Source organism: Streptococcus nasisuis (assembly GCF_040836615.1).
Classification (GTDB): Bacteria; Bacillota; Bacilli; order Lactobacillales; family Streptococcaceae; genus Streptococcus; species Streptococcus suis_V.
Genome location: NZ_CP162268.1, coordinates 1,373,551 through 1,393,656, shown reverse-complemented (window position 1 = coordinate 1,393,656; position 20,106 = coordinate 1,373,551). Strand labels below are relative to the sequence as shown.

Here is a 20,106-nt window from a genome sequence, read left to right as displayed (position 1 = left end):
TCCTATTATTTACTTTCAATAATATCCCTCTGCGAGGGAGATACATTTTTACGCTTAACAGCGCACGATTTTAAGCATGTTATCTCTACTTGGATCAACACTACCTGACTTGATAGCGTCTGAACGCTCTACCAGTTCTTCTAAATAGTATTTCTGAGCTTGCGTTAACTCGCTTTCCACCGCAATAATCTTAGCTTCAGGTACAGGTAAATCAAGCATATCTGAAGTCTGAATATCAGCTGTTTCCTTGTAAATTCGCATGAGTTCAGGAAGGTTGACAAATTTCTTGAACCGTTTCTTAGGTTGGTATTTATCTCCTGTCGGGGCTAGTTCCATAGAGTTTTCGATATTCCCAAAAGCCCCAACCCAGGAGTCAAAATTGGATACCTGGTATCGTTCCAAGACATCGGGTTGAATGTAATTCATCATAGTGAAAAGTTCACTAATGGAGTTTGAGACTGGTGTTCCTGTCGCAAAAACAACATTTCTATCGCCATGCTCTGCCTGAACCTGTCTCACCTTCATCTCCATATCCACGTTCTTTTTAGAAGTGGTATTGGTAATGCCAGCGACATTGCCAAGTCCTGTGATTGGACGGATATTCTTGAAGTGATGAGCTTCATCCACAAAAAGAAAATCAATTCCAAGGTTTTCAAATTCAATAAAGGTATCTCGCTCTAGTTTTTGGAGTTCTTCCAACTGGTGCTCTAGTCCCTTGATTGAACGCTCTGCTTCTTTGACCGTATAATCAGAATCACTTCCTAGCTTGATTTCTCTGAGTTGCTCCAGCTTGTCATTGATATAGGTAACCTGCTTCTCTCGGCTCATCGGTATTTTCTCAAATTGTGAATCCCCAATGACAATAGCATCATAATCCCCTGTGATAATACGTGATACAAACTGTTTGCGTTTGGCTTTGGCAAAGTCTTTCTTAGTGGTCACATAGACTTTCTTGGTAGGGAAAAATTTCATGATTTCTTGACCAAACTGTGCAGTCAAACTAGAAGGCACCACATAAAGTGGTTTATGTACCATTCCGAGTTCTTTCAATTTGAAACCAGCTCCAAGCATGGTCAAGGTTTTTCCAGACCCAACTTCATGAGCTAGTAGGGCACGTTTTTCTTCTACAATCCGTTGAATGGCATTCTTTTGGTGAGGGCGTAAGGAGATATTCTGAGCAAGTCCATCAATGGTTAAATGGCTACCGTCATAGGACTTTGATACCGTACGATTATAGAGACTGTTATAGGTGTCTTCAATCATCTGTTGGACGTCTGGATACCTTGCTACAAAATCATGAAAGAGTTCCTGTAGGTGTGTTTCCTTGGCACGCAGGACTGTTGTTTTCTCCACATCCGTCACATTCTTTTTCTTATCCCCTTCAACAACTTGTTTTGTGATGGTTGGTTGATTGGAATTCAGGAGGTTTTCAAAGATTTTTCGACCACTATCATAGCGTGAAGCAGGGACACCTAAACTCCTATCCGTTACGTTGGAATAGGTGTAGGCAAACTTTCATATCGTTCAATTGTTCCTAAGTATGATTCAATTTTCGGTACTGCCATGACATACATTTTTGTTTCATAACCCTTGGCTTGAAGCATTGTTGCGGTTTGAATGGGAACGTCTGTTGTTCGTCCTGTACCTTCAATCACCAAGTTATAGCCTTGATCGCTTAAACGGCTTATGATCGCTTCTGTCATGCGATTAGAATAAGGGGTAACGTGTTTTACTACGTCTTTCTCATAAAGTTTCGCTAGTTCATCAAAATTAGGGTGCTGTTGTTTAAAGGTATCATTATCAATGACAATAACATTCCCTTGTGTTTCTTCAAGAATTGCTGATCGCAAACTCGTTTTCCCTGACCCTGGTTGCCCACCAAGTAAAAAAGCGGTTGGCGATTCTGAACTGCACCCCAAAAGTTAGACACAAAATCTAACGATTGGGGTGCAGTTCATTAAAGGGCTTTTATGTTTATTTTGAGAAAGATATAAAATCAATATATCCCTTTTCTCCGATTTTTACAACGGCATTGTAGGACTTTCTATCTTTCGTTTTGATTCCTTTTACCAGGGTTTCTTTTCCCTCTAGTAATTCTTTTACATTTGTTTTGGTGAGTTTTTCTTTCTAAAATGTTCAGCTAAAGTGAAGGTACATTCAGGATAATTTGAACAACCATAAAACGATTTTTTTAATACAATATTGTTGCCACACTTAGGACATTTTCCTACAAGGGGTCCCGAGCGCTTAGTGGGAATTTGTACCCCTTATCGATACAAATTCCCCGTAGGCGCTAGGGACCTCTTTAGCTCCTTGGAAGCTGTCAGTAGTATACCTAATAATTTATCTACATTCCCTTTAGTAACGTGTAACTTTCCAAATTTACAAAAGCGACTCATAGAATTATTTCCTCCCGTTAAATAATAGATAACTATTAAAAATAGACAATACTTGCTCATAAGTAACGGTACTTAAATTGTTTACTTTGGCGTGTTTCATTGCTTGATGAAACTGATTTTTAGTAAACAGTTGACGATATTCTCGATTGACCCATTTTGAAACAAAGTACGTATATAGCTTCCAATATTTATCTGGAACATCTGTGGTATGGCGGGTAAGTTTTATTAAGACACTGTTTACTTTTGGTTTAGGATGAAAGCATTCCGCTGGCAGCTTAAGCAATTGCTGAATCGAGACTTGAGTGTGCAAGAGCAACCCTAGTGTTCGGTGAATATCCAAGGTACGCTTGTAGAATCCTTCTTCAACAATCAGATAGATGTCAGACGCATGGCTTTCAAAAACCACTTTTTAATAATTTGTGTGCTTAAATGGTAAGGAATATTCCCAACAATTTTATACCTCTGTTTGTTAGGGAATTGAAACTGTAGAATATCTTGGTGAATTAAAGTGACACGAGTATTCAGTTTTAATTTTTCTGACGATAAGTTGAATAGATGACTGTCTAATTCAATAGACGTTACCTGTTTACTTATTTTAGCCAGTTTCGTCGTTAAATGCCCTTTACCTGTTCCAATTTCGTAAACGGTATCGGTTTCTTTTAAATTCAATTGTTTTATTATTTGGTTGAGTACTTTTTCACTCGTTAAAAAGTTTTGAGAATATTTTATATTTTTGTTCATGTAATCACTCCTGAAGTGATTACATCTATAAACAAATACAGAAGTTAAACGATTTGTTTGTAATTTTAGTTATCTGTTTAAAAAGTCATAAGATTAGTCACTGGTAGGAATTAATCTAACGTATTTATTTATCTGCGTAATCACTGTTTTTAGTCTGTTTCAAAACAGTAGATGTTTTATCTACATTACGCATTTGGAATACCAACATGACGAATCCCTCCTTCTTAATTACAAATTTTTAGCATCTAATTTAACTTCAATTCCTATTATACAAAATTTTAAGATAATGCACTATCAACACACTCTTAAGTTTGCTTCTAAGTCTTATTTCCATAACTTTAGGGTTAACCATACGCAAGACCAATCACTCTCGGACAATACTCATGATTTTAATGATAAAATCCATGTTAAACCCATAGATAAGAAATACACCTGCAATAACCGTTACCTGTTTGTGCCAATTTAAAAATGCACCACTTTTTTATAATTAAAACGGTTGAAAACTGTACCACTAATAACTCACAATAGAGAGATGTCACCGTCAAGTTAAATGTACAAAATAACAGCGAAATTTTTAAATCTATTTCTTATCGATACAAATTCCTCGTAGGCGCTCGGGACCCCTATCTAGCGAACTTTTAGAAAAGATATAAAACATCAGAGTATGGACAGTTGCGGATGTACTTCAGAAAAGATTAGATGTCTAAAAAGCTTGTAGTTAAAGCTTTTTAGACATCTAAATCTAGGTACTAAAACAATTCATCCAGTAAAATATAATATTTTATTTTCTCCCAATCAGGCTTGATCCCCAGTAAGTCAAAAAATAGCTCGACATACTGTTCTTCCCCGATATCCTCCCTGATCGACCGGACGCAGAAGGCAATGTCATACCACTTGTCCGCCCTGCCGCTTCTCCCAAGATCAATAAAGCCACTTACTTTGCCATCTTTCACAAAGATGTTGCTGTCTCCCAGGTCGCCGTGGGAAAAGACAAGTTCCTCTTCGGGCTTTTCCGTCTTTAAAAAATCATACAGCTCGCGCGGATCTTTAAATGGAGTGTCTTCTTCCCAGTTTTCGCAATCCACATCGGCCAGATCGTTATTCAGTAAGTAATCCAATTCGGCTAAGCGGCTGTCTAAGCTATTCGTATAGGGACAATCCGATATGTCGATGGAGTGAAAGAGCCTGATGCACTCCGCATACAGCTCGATAATCTTTTCAGGGCTTTGTTCATCTTCATACTCTTCCGAGCAAAGGACGCCATCGGCCTCACTCATGAGCAGATTGCTCCAGCCATCATGCCGTTCAAAGTGCAGGACCTTTGGAACAGGCAGCTTTCCTTCCAGCCATAGCATCATGTCCTTTTCCCGTTCCACATCATAGGTGGTCCCTTTATACCGGCTGTCCGTCATTTTTAAATATAGGTTTTCATTTTCTCCCACCAGCTTATATACCTTAGCAGGAGACATTCCTTCCGTATCTTTTACGCAGCGGTATTTTTCGATCAGTTTTTTCAATTCCGGTGATATTCTCATTTTAGCCATTTATTATTTCCTTCCTCTTTTCTACAGTATTTAAAGATACCCCAAGAAGCTAATTATAACAAGACGAACTCCAATTCACTGTTCCTTGCATTCTAAAACCTTAAATACCAGAAAACAGCTTTTTCAAAGTTGTTTTCAAAGTTGGCGTATAACATAGTATCGACGGAGCCGATTTTGAAACCACAATTATGATAGAATTTACAAGCTATAAGGTTATTGTCCTGGGTTTCAAGCATTAGTCCATGCAAGTTTTTATGCTTTGCCCATTCTATAGATATATTGATAAGCGCGCTGCCTATGCCTTGCCCCCTGAAATCCTTACATACGGCGATATCTTCTATATAAAAGATATATTATCTTATCAGTATTGTCAATATATTCAAGGCAATCTGCCTCCTCATCCTCTTCATCCTCTTCGTCTTGGTAGCTTTTTAAATATGGCGCTTCATAGAGTAATTCTGTAAAGGTCCAATTCTCGTTTTCATACCTCGGTATAATCTTACCTATCACCTCAAATGGTTCGCTGGGTTTATCGATATCTTTCAGGTGCCCTGCTTTCATTTCTGTAATCACTGTTCCCGCCTCTCTTCTATATCAGCGGCATATGTGCTATCCAGGCAGCCGGTTTTACCAGTGTATTTTTTATACATGTCCCTGGTATATTTTGTTATATTCCTATCATACTCCGGATAGGCATAATGAAGCCTTTCCGCCACCTCACCGGATACCGCCCTGAACAATTGATGGCATAGAAATAATGCTTCCCATATGTTTTCATAGGAATCCATCCGGTAGGTGGACAAAAGTTTCTCCCACAAATCCTCGGATATATACCTTTCAATAAACTTATAGTTCTTGCCTACACTTAATTTAAAGCCTGTTTCGATGCCGACCTTCCATGATATCATTCTCAGCAGCTCATGGCGAACAATCTGATTAAAATGATCAATAGCAAATAAAATTTCCTTACGGCACAATCCTTTAATAACATAAGGTGTTACATTCCAAAATTCATTGCAGCAATCATCATACTCCCTTGCGCTTGGCTTTCTTACATGATAATCTATATCAGTCGGAACTATGTCCCTTTTAATTCTACAATCTTTATCAATTAGAACCTTTATTAATTTATCGCCCTTTAGGTAATTATCTAACTCTTCCAAGGGCAATAAGGTAAGATCAATTTTATTGTAATCATCAAATAGCATAAGATAGGAAAATCCCTTTTCTTCAGGTGGGAATAATTCCATATCCTCCGGCTTTTGCATCATTATTATATTCCCAAATTGATTAAGCCAGTCATCATTAGATATAAACGGTTCTATATCACTTACAAAATATGTAATATCATAATCCTGAAATTCATCTTTAGGTATATTAATATTTGCGCGTGACCCCTCAAGGGTCACAATTCGAATACGTTCATCCTGTTCTGCTAAAGAAAGTACTAAATCCATCATTTCTTTTTCTGATCTCATTTACATACTCCTCGTTTATTTTTTCTATATTATTACATCTTCTTTTTTGCCGATACAATCAGCATCATTGGGCGTCGCATTTCATCCGCCATCCCCGGAATATCCATCATGTTCTCTGGCGGCTGTGGCTCCACAATCTGATTTATTATAAAACTATTTGAAAGCAGTGTATTTAGATATGTGGTCAGTGTTCTATGATATTTTGTAACCTTTTCTTCCAAAAACATAGCTGTCCGTTTGCCCTCATAATAATAATTGTCCACCGGGAAATGCAGTATTTCTCCTTTTTCGTTATAATACCAGTCTTGTGTTCCATGAGCAGTAAAAACAGGATGTTCAACTGTAAAAACTAAATTGCCACCAGCCTTCAGCATCCTATATATCTTTTTTATTAAATTCTCATAGTCTGCTACATAATGAAACGCAAGCGAACTTAGTATTACATCAAAGCTCTCCTCTGGGAAATCCACATCTTCTATGGCACAGCATTCATATTCAATCTGTGGAAAATGGGTTTTTCCTTTTGCTACTTCGAGCATTTTATGAGAAATATCAACACCTACTACAGAGGAAGCACCGTTTTCCATCGCATATATACAGTGCCATCCATAGCCGCATCCTAAATCAAGCACACGCTTACCCTTAAAATCAGGTAGCATCTTTTTCAAAGTCTCCCATTCTCCCGCACCAGCCAGTCCTTTCTGCGAGCGACTCATTTGACTGTATTTTTGAAAAAATATATTATCATCATATTTGTTTTCTTTCATCTGAACTCTCCTCGTTTAAAAAGTTATTTATCTCCGATACAATTTCATTCACTTCATTATAAAGCTTCTCGGTCATGTCGTAGCATTCAAAAAGAGAAAGACCGAGTACTTCAAAAATATGATTAACTCTTTCGGCATATTTTTCAGGTTTATATTCAAAAGTTTCAAGCAGTTTTATAGCTTTCTTTTCGTTAATGCAATAAGCATTATTACATGCAAATAGTACTTGATTTAAGCATGAAATAATACGAAAAACATGGCCTGCAATATAATATTTATCCTCTGCCCCCGCATTTGCTTTTACAAACATTAAAGAGAATTCAGCTTCAAATATAAAAAAGTTCATCAAGCTTTTCTTTAGAGCAGTAGGGTAAATTTCTGCCTGCTTTTTTAATTCGCATAAGCTTTCGTTCTTAGCATATAGTATTTTACTAATCGCTAATTCTCCACGATACATAGCACTTATATAACCATGGGGATGCCCGGTCTGATAATTGGCAGTAACAATTCCTTGCTCCGTATCTTTGATTATTTGTTCCACCCGTTTTATATCACGTAATATCAAGTCAACATGACACCCGTTTATAACTAACCATCCACCGCCATTAACCCAATCACCCCACGCTCCGGGAGGTACAACAAGGTTGTTTCTATTCTCATCATCCAACTCTGTAGCAATTTGATTAATCGCTGTCAGGTCAAATGAGTCTGAATTGTAATAGATTCCGATATCTATATCAGAATTTTCTGTATGGGTGCTTCTTGCACGTGAGCCCCCTAATACAATGCCTTCTATAAAAGGCAAAGATGATAATTTCTCTGTTACTATTTGAATAACATTACCTACCATATAAACATCCTCCTTTATTCGTTAGATATTTTTATTTCATCTCCATCTGGTAAAATAAATGCCTGCACAAACTTGACACCTAGCACATCAGCAATAGCCTTCAACTCATCCAAGGTTACTGTTTCTCGTTGTAATTTTTTATTGAAATTCTGTGGAGTCTGGCCAATACGTCTAGCAAGTTCGGAAACACTTATATTCATTTGCTCACACAGTTCTTTAATCATTTCTGCCGTAGTCATACAGCACCTCCAAGTTTATGCTAAGAATAACATAAACCATTTGGTTGATAAATGCAATAGTCATTAAAATATTATTATAATCAGCAATTAAAAGAAAACCCACAACTCTACTTCAGAGTCATGGGCTATTTACTTCTGGTTTTCATATTTCCATTTCGATACCTGGTTTGAAGGCTATGACGAAGTGGTCTTCATAGACCTTAACGTTCTGGATTATCTTCCTTACAAGCTTATCATCATATTCTAAGGTGCGGAATTTGTTCTTGCGGATAAATTCAATCAACTCATTGATGCGCTCGTTCTCGCCACTGAGGGAGGCATCTTCTACTAAAAGAGTCTGACGCTTATCTCGCATCTCATCGATCTCATCTACCAGGTATTCATAATCTTGACCTTTATTGGCCAGCTTGATTAGTTCTTTTTGTTTTTCATCTAGTAGGGTATTAATCTCTGAAATTTGGTATTCTGTGGTTTCTCCAATCACAGCATGAATATTTTCTTCCAGTGTCTTTATCATATTGTTGCCACCAGCAAGTAGCTTATTAATTGCGGTCATTACCGCACCATAGAGTTCATCTTCTTTTACGGTTCGGTTCTTACATACCTCGGGACCCTGCTCGATTCTAGTCACGCATCGCCAGACAAATTCTTTTCTGCCATGAATATTCCAATAGGTTCTCCTATAAATATCGCCACAATATCCACAGAAGGTGATGGCACTTAAAGCGTACTTGCTACTATAAATTCTTTTGTTCTTGCCTTCTCCTGTGTAGATATTACTTCTCCGATAAATTTCTTCTTGAGCCTGCAAAAATAACTCTTTAGAAATAATCGCTTCATGGCTATTTTCAACATAATACTGGGGAAAATGAGAGATTAACTACAGTCTCACTTACTGGCTAGTGACAGTAAGCAGACACACTCAACGTTTAGTACTCAGGCGATTTAGGGATCAAGTCAACAAACACTAAAAACTATTGATTGCATAGGATTTTTAAGCATCTCCTAACAACCCAACATCTAATCTATCACTTCATTTAAGTAGGGTATTTTAGTTTCGCTGTTAAAATCAAGCCTATTTTTATCTGTGGATGTAAATCCTACTAATATCCGATTCTCCACTCCCTTAAGCCATGCAAAGAAATTCTAAACCATATTTGCACCAAAAAGAGATTAACCACTAGCGGATCGAAGAAAAACACCTTGTCTCAGCTACGTCAAAAGATGAAATGTGAGTGACGCTAGATTCGTGCTTCAGCAATTCTAGGATCGAAGCGGTCTCGCAGCCCCTCACACAAGGCGGTTTTCCATAGGATAGCGCGAGATTCAATCACCACTATTTGCCAAAGAGCCCAAAAAACCGCTAGCCAAAAATCGGCTACCGGTTCTAAAAATGATGTTTATCCTTTTCGAGTCTAACAACTCGTCAGGACGAACAATAATTATTTTCTTGTTAACAGACATACTGCTTCCACATGGATTGAGAGGACAGAATGAATGTCATTTGTGTATGTCCGTTCTCGGAAACATATCCACGACACTTTTTGCACTATCGGTAGACGGGAACATATCCATAGGCTTCGCTGTTTTTTGAAAAACTGAGGTATGCTGTTAATTTTCAGTACCCAATACTGTGAATAACGTTACTCTCCTATTCACTAATGTAATTCAACAATCTTTCTAAAATGTCATGTGTAACTTTTAAGTTGTATTGTTCAATAAGGTGACTTTGCAAATCCATAACTAATAGCAAAGAATTTTTATAGGCTTCAAATAATTCTACCTTATCTAATCGAGCAGTGGTCTTTGCAAATTTTTTATAATTTTCAAGGCTAATTTCTTTTTCAAGGTTTTTACTCATGTTTAGCCAATTATCAGCATTTTTTTCTGCCATACGTATAAGTTGTAGTGTATTTTTTTGAAGTTGTGATAAGAGTTCTAATGAACGAGCATATTCTCCTCTTTTTAGAACGTTGATTCCCATCAACCATAGATTAGAGAAATTACACAACAAAAAATTAGCATTTTCTTCAGTAAGTCTATTTGGTCTTGCACCACTTATCTCTGATAAATAATTTTCTAATTGCCCTGTTTCATCGTAAATAAGCATAGCCTTCGTATCAGGAATATAACCTGAATCTTTAAACGAGGGGATTATGTTCATATCTTTTTCAGAAAGGAAATGAAATTCCCCACGTATAAGATTATCAAAAATAACTACCTCTGTTCCGTACTCATTTTTATAAAGCATCAAGTACGGAGCTACGTCAAACAACCAGTTGGATGAATCAAAGTTCGAGGTTATACTATCTTTCAAAAATATATAGAACTCTATATCAGAGTATTGGTCACCTTCTCCTTTGGTAAACGATCCATACATCATACAAGCTGTAATTCGTTCATCTGACTCAGTAAGATTCTTAACGTTTGCAATTAATTCTTTTTGTTTTAACATTTCTTCACCCTTTCATGTAAATATCTTTTAGTTATTGTGGCAACTCAAAATCTCTACAAACCTAAATTAATATTTTTCGTACAAATGTTATTGCAAAAAGCATCATCATGCTCCACAAACAATAGTGTAGGACAATATTCCAAAATCATTTTTTCAATTTGGATACGTGAAAAAATATCAATATAGTTCAATGGCTCATCCCATATATACAAATGTGCACTTTCACAAAGGCTTTTAGCAATTAGTACTTTCTTTTTCTGACCAGCACTAAAATCCACCATGTTCTTATCAAACTGCTCTCTATTAAAATCCAGTTTACGAAGAATCGTTTTAAATAGAGTTTCATCGATCTTATTATTATAGGCAAATTCAGATAGATTACCTTTTAAATATGAAGTATCTTGCGAAATATAAGAAATTTTTAGTCCACTTGCTAGCATAAAATTTCCGGTAAATTTAATATCATCTCCATTAATCAATTTTAGGATACTAGACTTACCACTCCCATTTTTTCCGATAATGGCAACTCTATCACCAATATTGACTCTGAAATTAAGATTACTGCATACTTCTTTATCTCCATAAGACAATGATAAATCATTCGCTTCTATTAAGCACTCTTTGTGAAATTCAAGTGGTGAAATTTTTAAGTCATCATATTGTTCAATGTTGTGGAGCAGTTCTGATTTTTGTAAAACGGCTTCCTGATGTCTTGACTCAATATTTTTGGCACGTTTCATCGCTTTTGCAGCCTTATGTCCAACATAACCCTTATCCAGTTTTGAACCAGAATTTGTTGTTCCATATTTACTTTTTTCTACTTTATTTGACCAGTTTGAACTACGTTTTGCTGCATAAGACAACCTTCCTATTTCTTTAAGGAGTTTCTTGTTTTCTGCCAGTTCAAAATTATCTTGTAACGTTTTGTTCTCCCACCAAGAAGTAAAATTTCCCTTTTGGATTTCGATATTCGTTTTATTGATAGATAGTATATGGTCAACACATTGATCAAGTAAGCTTCTATCATGAGATACCAAAATAAACCCCTTCTTGCGTTTCAAATAGTTTTGCACTACATTACGTGCATCGATGTCAAGATGGTTTGTAGGTTCATCAATAAGCAGGAAACAACTCGCTGTAAGGAATAAAGCTGCAAGAAGGACCTTCGTTTGCTCACCATTTGACAATGTATTAAACGGACGATATAAAGCATCTTCTTGAACATCAAGCAATGATATTTCACGAAAAATCTCCCAATCCATACATTCCGTACAAATACTCTTCATTACTTCAATTGTATATAGACTCTTATCTTCCACATCATAAGGAAAATACTCAAACTTAACTGTAGAACTTATATTGCCGGAATACGCATATTTGCCAAGCAGTAAATTTAAGAAAGTAGTTTTACCGCGTCCGTTTCTTCCAATAAAACCGAGTTTCCAATCTGTATCTATCTGAAAACTTACATTTTCAAAAATATTGTCATAACTTCCTTCATATGAAAAAGTTAGATTTGAAACATTTATTAAGGACATATATTTCTTCCTCCTTTACATTATAAAAATTTTATAAGCAAAGTCGGTTTTCGGCATTAATTACTCTATAATGTTATCCAACTCTGCAAGGATTTTGTCATGAATGACATAGTATCATTGTCTATCACGTTTATCTTCCTTTCTTTGGGGTACTACCAACAAAAAGCGGAAAACATACGCTAAGCAAAATTCGACATAAAGAATGCCGATTTTTCCTACGCTAAGGAATTTTCGGATTTCATTTTATTGATTAAGAGGGCGCAGTGAATCTAAGCTTGTTATTTTCGTCATATCAAAGGTATATTCACCAAGAAAATTGATATGTTCCCATCCCAGAGGTGAAATGTGTTTTAATAGGTCCTCCCGTAAATTTCCTTTTTCCTTTAACAATTTCGTTGCTTCAGTTAGATATACGGTATTCCATACGCTAATTGCGTTAATTATAATGTTTAATGCACTTGCGCGCTGCAACTGATCCTGTAAACCTCTTTCCCGTAACTCGCCTCGTTTTCCGAAAAATAATGCTCTTGCCAAACCATTCATGGCTTCCCCTTTATTTAGTCCTCGCTGGATACGTCTACGTAATGTCTCACTAGATATATAATCTAGGATAAAAATAGTTTTTTCGATTCTTCCCATTTCCCGTAAAGCGGTGGCTAATTTGTTTTGTCTTGCATACGAACCTAACTTCCCCATAATAAGCGAACCGGATACTTTTCCCTCTCTAATAGAATGGGCTAATCGGAGCACGTCATCAAAGTTTTCCTGAATAACCTTTGTGTTAATCCGTCCACGAAGTAAGTTTTCCAATTTAGGAAAATCATTTGGTTTTTGAATTGTGTAAAGTTTAGCGTCAGCTAAATCACGAAGTCTTGGTGCAAATCGAAACCCCAACAAATGACTTAAACCGAAAACCTGATCGGTATAACCTGCTGTATCAGTATAATGCTCCTCAATATTTAACTCCGTTTCATGATGAAGTAATCCATCGATGACATGTACAGCATCTCTTGCGTTTGTATTAATGACTTTCGTATAAAAAGAAGAGAATTGATCACTTGTAAACCGATAAATGGTTGCACCTTTACCTGTACCATAATGAGGATTTGCTTCAGCGTGCAAAGATGATACACCAACCTGTACTCGCATTCCGTCAGATGAAGAAGTGGTACCATCACCCCAATATGAAGCAAGGGTTAATTTTTTCTGAAAATTTACCAATGTGGATTGCGCCCGACTAATAGCATCATCGTACAAACGCCATTGAGCAGCATTAGCCATTTGGTGATAAGTAATTCCAGGTGTAGCATCTGCCATTTTAGTCAAACCGATGTTAGTTCCCATTGCCATAAGTGCAGCCATCAGAATAGGATTTTCCTCTCCCTTTGGAGGTCTATTAGTGGAAGCGTGTACCAACATTTTATCAAATCCTGTCCAGTGGGCTACCTCCATTAAAAGATCAGTGAGCTTTACCTTTGGCAGCATAACAATCAAAGGAAATTTAGTGAGTTTATACGACTACACTTTTCTTGACAATTCCAAAGTATAGATAATAAAAACCGCTATGCGGCAAACTCAAAAGGTCTTCACATAGCGATTATATCTAATAAAAATTCATTAATTTTTTTACATTTTCAACAACCAGAATGTATCATTAACACTTTTACATCCTTATTGCATAACTCAAAAATTACATAACTTCCAATTCTCTCATCAACTGTTCCCATTCATTAAAATAATTACCCTGACACCTTTTAACATCATCAATTGATTTTTGTATTTCCGTCAGTACTATATAATCAGAAGAATTGTTTGGTTCAGAAATGATTTTATTCAATCTTTCTAATTCTTCATCATATTGATTTATTAACACTTCAAGCTTTTCAATTCGTTTCTCCTTCTTAACCTTCTCCTTCTCAATGGAGTTACGATCGCCTTTTACTGTGTTATTTTTCTCTACTTTCTGCTCAACTTTAATGTTATTAAATGGCTTTTCAGAATTCATCCTTTTTTTCTCGTACTCACCATAAGTAGATTGTACAAACTCTACACCATCCTTATCAAAAACAAGTAATCTGTCAGCAATCTTATTAGTAAAATATCTATCATGTGACACAAAAATAATTGTACCTTGATAACTGCATAAGATATTCTCTAAATTCTCTTTTCCAATAATATCCATGTGGTTTGTCGGTTCATCTAAGATTAAAACATTAGTACGTTTATATAATAATTTACATAATGTCAATCTAACCTTTTCTCCACCTGACAAAGAGGACACCGGTCTAAAAACATCATCTCCACTAAACTGAAATGAGCCAAGAGCAGTTCTGACCTCTGTGTCATTTAGCTCAGGGTATTCGCTTTGAAAAATTTCGAATAGTGTATCATCTCCACTGATTTGAGCAAGCTGTTGGTCAAAATAGCTAATTTCAACATTGTATCCGAATTTAAAATCTCCAGACAATGCTGCCACACCATCCATAAGTGTTTTAAGCAACGTGGATTTACCAATACCATTACTCCCAACAATTCCAAGCTTCTGTCCCCTTTCAAGGTTGAAATTAACCTTTGCAAGAGGAGTATCATAGCCTATCACAAGTTCTGAAGCACTTAATACTTGCCTTGAACTACTGATTCTCGGTTGAAATTTAGACATATAAGTTTTTGTATCGTATTGGTCTGGTGCATTTAATATTTGCATACGCTGTAATAATTTAATTTTAGATTGCACCATTTTAGCTTTCGTAGGTTTATAACGAAAACGTTCAATCAAGCGTGTAATCCTTTCAATTTCTATCTGTTGCAAATCGTAATCTTTTTGCTGTTTGATATGATTTTCTCGTTTTTGCTCCTCAAAGGCTGAATAATTACCTTTATAACATTTGGTCTCTCCCCATTCGATTTCATAAACCTTATCCACAATTCGATTAAGAAACATTCTATCATGGGAAACAATAACCAATGTAGATTTATAACTTCTCAAATAACTCTCCAACCATTGTATTGTTTCTATATCAAGGTGGTTAGTAGGTTCATCAAGTAATAGAATGTCTGGCTTTGTTAAAAGTATTTTTATAAAAGCTATCTTAGTTCGCTGACCACCTGAAAATTCAGAAATGGGTTTTTTATCATCTGCTTCAGTAAAACCCATACTACGAATCATCGTTTCATATTCTTTTTGGTAGGTTAGACCTCCAAGAGCCATATACCTTTCACTGATATCAGAGTATTCATTGATGATTTTATCATCATATTGATTCTCCATTTTATCTATCAGCTGTTTCATCTTGTTTTCCATATCAATAAGCGTCTTAAATACCGTACGGACTTCATCCACCATTGATATACTTTCATCTTCAAAAGGCATCTGTCTTAAATAGCTAATATAAGGGTTACCGGTCTTTATTACTTGAAACTCACTTTCACCAGTTCCTTCTTCTAATTCAATTTCGCCTATAATAGCTTTTAGCAAGGTTGTTTTTCCACATCCATTTCTACCAACAATAGCAATCTTTTCATTATCATTGATTTCAATACCGATGTTTTCCAACACCATATTACCATCATAGTAAACGGCACCATTAATTATTTTGTATTGCATTTTCATATCCTCCTTTGCGTTAGTACTAGCAATTGCAAAGGTGGCTTTGGACAATAATTATTCTACTCCATGTAAAGCTTGTCACAGCCACCTATACATGGAGTTCTTTAAATGTTACTTTAGTTGTAGATTTCATTTGCTTCTCCCTCCTATCGTTTCAAATATAATTCAACTTCCCCCTTATTGTACCAAATCGCTAGCGCAATGGCTAACCTAAGTTTTAGCTTACACCTTTTCTGATAAAAACAAAGTAACTGATCCGTTATCTCATCCGACACCAGATTCCGCATATGCCCTGCTGTTCCCGTCAACAGAAACCGCAGCCACACTGGAAAAAGATACAAAAGGATTGCCGCAATTGATTCTTTGCATTAGCCATCAGCTTTACAAATCACTCTTTCTATATTATTCCTTCTCCAAGTCGTTTTATTATATCATATTATCTTTAAAAATCCAATATAATTCTTCTGTTCTCTTTCTAAAGATTACCCTTCTACATCAATCTCGACTCCTGATTTGAATTCAACGGCGAACTTATCATGAAATACCGTAACTTTTTCTATAAGCCTCCTTACTAACTGCTCATCATATTCCTCTAACTCACAGGATTGTTCATTAAAGAAATCAGTCATTTCAGCGATTCGTTGCCTTTTTCCTTCACGCTCTGCATTTTCAACAAGTGCATTTTGCTTCAATTCTCGAAGGTGGTAGATTTCATCAGCCACATCTTCATAGTCATTCTTGGATTTTGCTTGGATAAGAAGCTGTTGTTGTAATTCTTCCAATTTGCTATCAATATCATTGGTGGCATTATCATTTTCTTCATTAAGTATAGTAGCTATGTTTTTCTGCAACGCCTGGAGGAAGGGTTCTTTGTTAGCCAAAAGTTCGTTAATAGCCTTGACCACTGCTGTCTGCAATGTTTCCTCGTTTATGGTAGGGGCAGTACATTCAGATCCTTTTTCCTCCAAACGGCTGACGCATCTCCAAACAATAGACTTGTAACCTCGGTTATTCCAGTGTACCCGGCGGTAAATATCACCGCACTGGCGAGCAAACTGCAACTGCAACTATGCAGGCACTTAATCTTAAAAGAACTACTTTCTATAAACTGGTGAAGGAAGTGATTGTATGATGACGATGTGTCCACGATGTTTAGAGCTATACAGTGAAATTTGGTCGAAGCCTTGTTGTAAATGCGCCGATAAGACCATTCCTGTTGATATTGAACTCATCAATGTCGTTCAGATGCTGCTCACTAGAGGCTTCGATGTATCTTATGCCACTTGTTACCCAGATAAAGAACAAGGTGAGATCGAAGCTATGGAAATTGAGATTCACTTTAGGGAATTGTATCCGCAGGCTCTCTTTGATGGTCTCCCACCTGACTGGATTGTAATTGACGAATACCCAGTTCTTGGCGGTAAGGTTCTTGATGAACCTGTTGATATCCTTACATGTGCAATCGAATATCGATTTGAAGAGAGCATCCATATTCAAAAGGATATCGCTATAAGCAATCTGGAAACATGGCTCGAAGAGAAAGACCCGCAATCTTGTAGGGCTATCCTTACATTGGCCGGCTTCTGAAAAAGTAAGACCCTCTCAACAGTAATGATCTGCTGAAAGGGTACTTTACTTTAATCTATGACCTTGAAGTGCCTTAATGCGTCTTTAATAGCTTCTACTTTATATTCTGGTGCTGGTTTATATGGGCGTTTTAGTTCTTCAACTGCGTTTGGTGCGTCGTACATCGGCAGGCCTAAGTTTCTTTTGACCTCTGCAATGTTTGCAGTGTGAACTTTGAAGCCGTACTTTTCTTCGATATACTCCTGAATAAGCCTGTAGGTGATACGATCTGGCTGGATTTTTCGGTCGTCTGCGTACTCCATTTTTACACTGATAAAATCGTCTGCACTTTTGTGGGACAATAAAACACACGTCTCAACGTGGCTCGAGTTGATGGCATTGATGTCTTAAGCTGATTTTTAACCCTTTCGTTCGCGGGAACGTATCAACGGTATTTTGATTATTTTTTAAGAAACTGATATATGGGGGAACATATCGAAGCAATCAATAATGCACATTAACAACTAGTCTTTGTTATATTTAAACTATTCGAAAAGGTAATTGGATATTAAGGGAAGACTCTATAGACTTTTTCATATGATTAACGAGTTCAGCCACCTCAGATTCCATTCCTTCCCACTTGTCAACACACTCTCCTAAATAAGCCTCTCTCGCTTTGTTGAGTAAAGTAGCATGCTCATCGGGTAATTGAGGTATCGCCCATTCAGCTGCCAGATCTTTTGAGCGAATTTCACCAGTAGATGCTGTCAGCCACATTCTGGCTAAAGTTAAAATCACATTGCGTTCGTCACCGTTAATGCTAGCTATCAACCCGGGCAACGATTCTTTAATTGCTTTTCGAATATCTGTCATTGGCACAGGCTCAATTACTTCTGTTGCCTTAGGTCCCAAAAGGTTAATACTATTTTTTCTTAGTTGTGCTAAAAGTATTGCTAAATCCGGATCATAAGTCGACTCAGGAATTTCTCCCTTTTCAAACTGCTCTCTTAGCCACTCGCCATACATAAATTCATATTTTGGGGGGAAATGCCAAGGGACAATATCCTTTTGATTTATGACCGTAACTTCAAGAGGCCTCATATCTTTTATGTTTCCTATTTTCCCAGATATAAGCATTAACCTATTTGTAAGATTCCTTCGAGTTTTTTCAGATAAACTTTGATTTGTTATTACCAAAATATCTACATCGCTATTCATACGTAAACCACCCATTACTGCCGAACCATACAAATACACCCCAATTAACATATTATCAAGTAGTTCCGCTATAGTTTTTAATGCTTGAATTGCTTCTTTCGGAATTTTTTTGTTACTTAAATCTATACTCAACTTCGATCTCCTTTCGTCTGAAAACTGTTTTTTAACGCCTCTTAAAATTTATAAAAAAAGAGTAAACATCTTTCGTTGTATTGTAAATTAACGCCATCCAAAATTTTGATTCAAGATTTTCTTTCGGTTTATTATATGTTTGAGCCAATATAAGCTACAAAACTGCTGTCTATCCATTTTTGAGTAACCTCATTTATATCAATCCCAATAGTAGCCAACCCAATAATGCTGCAATCCAATTTCTCTAACAAAGCTATTAAAGCCTTCATTTGAGAACCTGTCTCTATCCAATCATCTACAATCAAAACTCTTTTGTTCCTCACAATAGAACTCTTAGATATTTCAAAGCTTTTATCTTGACCTGAATAGTCGGTAAAATGTGTCGAAATAATCTCTTCTTTTGCGTATGGCAGCTTATCACCTTTTCTTACTCCAATAAACCCCACTCCAAGTTCTTTGGCTATGGCAGTGCCTAGTATCCATCCAATTGCTTCTGGGGCAGCCACATAATCTACTTTATTTTGAAAATCCAATGATAGTACTTTTACAATTTTATCAAAAACGGTTTTATGTGTAAAAATAGTTAGTAAATCATATTTTCCAATTGAGTTACGAGGTAATATACCTCTAATTTCATTTATAACATCAGTACTTTCCATACATTTACACCCCTTGCTTATGGTTAATAATCTTTGCTAATCTTTAAAAATAGTCATTTTCAACATATTTTTTATACATGTCCTCGGTATATCTTGTTATGTTCTTACCATACTCTGGATAATCAAACCCCAGTAGTTCTGCTACCTCTTTGGACACTTCCCTGAACAATTGGTGGCATATAAATAATGACTTCCAAATATTTTCATAGGAATCCATGCGATATGTAGATAATAATCTATTCCATAGATCTTCATCAATGTATTTGTTAATATACTTATAATTTTTCCCAACACTTAATGAAAATTCTGTCTTTATCCCAACCTTCCACGACATCATCCTAAGTAGTTCAAACCGTAGAATCTGGTTCAGATGATCGATTGCAAACAGTATCTCTTTGCGGCACAATCCTTTAATAACATAAGGTGTTACATTCCAAAATTCATTGCAGCAATCATCATACTCCCTTGCGCTTGGCTTTCTTACATGATAATCTATATCAGTCGGAACTATGTCCCTTTTAATTCTACAATCTTTATCAATTAGAACCTTTATTAATTTATCGCCCTTTAGGTAATTATCTAACTCTTCCAAGGGCAATAAGGTAAGATCAATTTTATTGTAATCATCAAATAGCATAAGATAGGAAAATCCCTTTTCTTCAGGTGGGAATAATTCCATATCCTCCGGCTTTTGCATCATTATTATATTCCCAAATTGATTAAGCCAGTCATCATTAGATATAAACGGTTCTATATCACTTACAAAATATGTAATATCATAATCCTGAAATTCATCTTTAGGTATATTAATATTTGCGCGTGACCCCTCAAGGGTCACAATTCGAATACGTTCATCCTGTTCTGCTAAAGAAAGTACTAAATCCATCATTTCTTTTTCTGATCTCATTTACAT

The 20,106-nt window shown here is 36.2% G+C and carries 15 protein-coding genes and 8 pseudogenes; 1 reads left to right on the top strand and 22 read right to left on the bottom strand.

The window, feature by feature from the left end:
* Positions 1 to 54 precede the first annotated feature (54 nt).
* From AB1F57_RS07015 to AB1F57_RS06930, 18 genes and pseudogenes are all read right to left on the bottom strand, one after another.
* Positions 55 to 1,515 (bottom strand): annotated as a pseudogene (locus AB1F57_RS07015) (SNF2-related protein); the annotation flags it as partial.
* Positions 1,509 to 1,919: pseudogene (locus tag AB1F57_RS07010) on the bottom strand (zeta toxin family protein); the annotation flags it as partial. The pseudogenes AB1F57_RS07015 and AB1F57_RS07010, both read right to left, overlap by 7 nt.
* A 55-nt stretch (positions 1,920 to 1,974) precedes the next feature.
* Positions 1,975 to 2,234 (bottom strand): annotated as a pseudogene (locus AB1F57_RS07005) (topoisomerase DNA-binding C4 zinc finger domain-containing protein); the annotation flags it as partial.
* 169 nt (positions 2,235 to 2,403) lie between these two features.
* Positions 2,404 to 3,140, bottom strand: a pseudogene (gene erm(B), locus AB1F57_RS07000) (23S rRNA (adenine(2058)-N(6))-methyltransferase Erm(B)).
* 124 nt (positions 3,141 to 3,264) lie between these two features.
* Positions 3,265 to 3,348 (bottom strand): 23S rRNA methyltransferase attenuation leader peptide, encoded by an 84-nt coding sequence (locus AB1F57_RS06995; RefSeq protein WP_001814874.1) that lies wholly within the window; start codon positions 3,346 to 3,348, stop codon positions 3,265 to 3,267.
* 48 nt (positions 3,349 to 3,396) lie between these two features.
* A pseudogene (locus AB1F57_RS06990) lies at positions 3,397 to 3,480 on the bottom strand (MLS leader peptide); the annotation flags it as partial.
* A 409-nt stretch (positions 3,481 to 3,889) separates the two neighbouring features.
* Positions 3,890 to 4,684 (bottom strand): aminoglycoside O-phosphotransferase APH(3')-IIIa, encoded by a 795-nt coding sequence (gene aph(3')-IIIa, locus AB1F57_RS06985; protein WP_001096887.1) that lies wholly within the window; start codon positions 4,682 to 4,684, stop codon positions 3,890 to 3,892.
* A 92-nt stretch (positions 4,685 to 4,776) separates the two neighbouring features.
* Positions 4,777 to 5,257, bottom strand: a pseudogene (locus AB1F57_RS06980) (GNAT family N-acetyltransferase).
* A complete protein-coding gene (locus AB1F57_RS06975) occupies positions 5,254 to 6,162 on the bottom strand; it encodes an aminoglycoside nucleotidyltransferase ANT(6)-Ia (protein ID WP_001255866.1) in 909 nt (302 codons plus the stop codon). Before AB1F57_RS06975 ends, AB1F57_RS06980 begins: the two are co-directional and overlap by 4 nt.
* Positions 6,163 to 6,194: 32 nt before the next feature.
* Positions 6,195 to 6,929 carry a bifunctional 2-polyprenyl-6-hydroxyphenol methylase/3-demethylubiquinol 3-O-methyltransferase UbiG gene (locus AB1F57_RS06970; protein ID WP_000662263.1) on the bottom strand — a complete coding sequence of 245 codons (735 nt, stop codon included), beginning with the start codon at positions 6,927 to 6,929 and terminating at the stop codon, positions 6,195 to 6,197.
* Positions 6,910 to 7,779, bottom strand: a complete 870-nt coding sequence (locus tag AB1F57_RS06965; protein ID WP_062810426.1) for a nucleotidyltransferase domain-containing protein — start codon at positions 7,777 to 7,779, stop codon at positions 6,910 to 6,912. Before AB1F57_RS06965 ends, AB1F57_RS06970 begins: the two co-directional genes overlap by 20 nt.
* A 14-nt stretch (positions 7,780 to 7,793) precedes the next feature.
* Positions 7,794 to 8,018, bottom strand: coding sequence for a helix-turn-helix transcriptional regulator (locus AB1F57_RS06960; RefSeq protein WP_002303393.1), 225 nt, complete (start codon positions 8,016 to 8,018; stop codon positions 7,794 to 7,796).
* A 142-nt stretch (positions 8,019 to 8,160) separates the two neighbouring features.
* Positions 8,161 to 8,982 (bottom strand): annotated as a pseudogene (locus tag AB1F57_RS06955) (recombinase zinc beta ribbon domain-containing protein); the annotation flags it as partial.
* A gap of 687 nt (positions 8,983 to 9,669) precedes the next feature.
* Positions 9,670 to 10,473: a lincosamide nucleotidyltransferase Lnu(B) gene (gene lnu(B), locus AB1F57_RS06950; RefSeq protein WP_002294514.1), complete on the bottom strand. Its 804-nt coding sequence runs from the start codon at positions 10,471 to 10,473 to the stop codon at positions 9,670 to 9,672.
* Between the two features lie 53 nt (positions 10,474 to 10,526).
* Positions 10,527 to 12,011: an ABC-F type ribosomal protection protein Lsa(E) gene (gene lsa(E), locus AB1F57_RS06945; protein WP_002294513.1), complete on the bottom strand. Its 1,485-nt coding sequence runs from the start codon at positions 12,009 to 12,011 to the stop codon at positions 10,527 to 10,529.
* Between the two features lie 243 nt (positions 12,012 to 12,254).
* Positions 12,255 to 13,496 (bottom strand): annotated as a pseudogene (locus AB1F57_RS06940) (Tn3 family transposase); the annotation flags it as partial.
* Positions 13,497 to 13,701: 205 nt separating this feature from the next.
* A complete protein-coding gene (gene optrA / locus AB1F57_RS06935; protein ID WP_205029696.1) occupies positions 13,702 to 15,669 on the bottom strand; it encodes an ABC-F type ribosomal protection protein OptrA in 1,968 nt (655 codons plus the stop codon).
* Between the two features lie 431 nt (positions 15,670 to 16,100).
* The gene (locus tag AB1F57_RS06930; protein ID WP_088186203.1) at positions 16,101 to 16,679 is read right to left on the bottom strand and encodes a recombinase zinc beta ribbon domain-containing protein; all 579 of its coding nucleotides are present in this window, start codon (positions 16,677 to 16,679) and stop codon (positions 16,101 to 16,103) included.
* A gap of 184 nt (positions 16,680 to 16,863) precedes the next feature.
* Between AB1F57_RS06930 and AB1F57_RS06925 the strand changes: the two genes are divergently transcribed.
* Positions 16,864 to 17,205 carry a hypothetical protein gene (locus tag AB1F57_RS06925; RefSeq protein WP_228380658.1) on the top strand — a complete coding sequence of 114 codons (342 nt, stop codon included), beginning with the start codon at positions 16,864 to 16,866 and terminating at the stop codon, positions 17,203 to 17,205.
* A gap of 50 nt (positions 17,206 to 17,255) precedes the next feature.
* Here AB1F57_RS06925 and AB1F57_RS06920 read toward each other — a convergent pair whose 3' ends face one another.
* The 4 genes from AB1F57_RS06920 to AB1F57_RS06905 form a co-directional block, all read right to left on the bottom strand.
* Positions 17,256 to 17,507, bottom strand: coding sequence for a hypothetical protein (locus tag AB1F57_RS06920; protein WP_002294510.1), 252 nt, complete (start codon positions 17,505 to 17,507; stop codon positions 17,256 to 17,258).
* Positions 17,508 to 17,724: 217 nt separating this feature from the next.
* Positions 17,725 to 18,534, bottom strand: a complete 810-nt coding sequence (locus tag AB1F57_RS06915; RefSeq protein ID WP_002294509.1) for an ANT(9) family aminoglycoside nucleotidyltransferase Spw — start codon at positions 18,532 to 18,534, stop codon at positions 17,725 to 17,727.
* A gap of 131 nt (positions 18,535 to 18,665) precedes the next feature.
* Positions 18,666 to 19,193 (bottom strand): phosphoribosyltransferase family protein, encoded by a 528-nt coding sequence (locus tag AB1F57_RS06910; RefSeq protein WP_002294507.1) that lies wholly within the window; start codon positions 19,191 to 19,193, stop codon positions 18,666 to 18,668.
* Positions 19,194 to 19,236: 43 nt separating this feature from the next.
* Positions 19,237 to 20,100 (bottom strand): aminoglycoside nucleotidyltransferase ANT(6)-Ia, encoded by an 864-nt coding sequence (locus AB1F57_RS06905; protein WP_002294505.1) that lies wholly within the window; start codon positions 20,098 to 20,100, stop codon positions 19,237 to 19,239.
* Positions 20,101 to 20,106 lie beyond the last annotated feature (6 nt).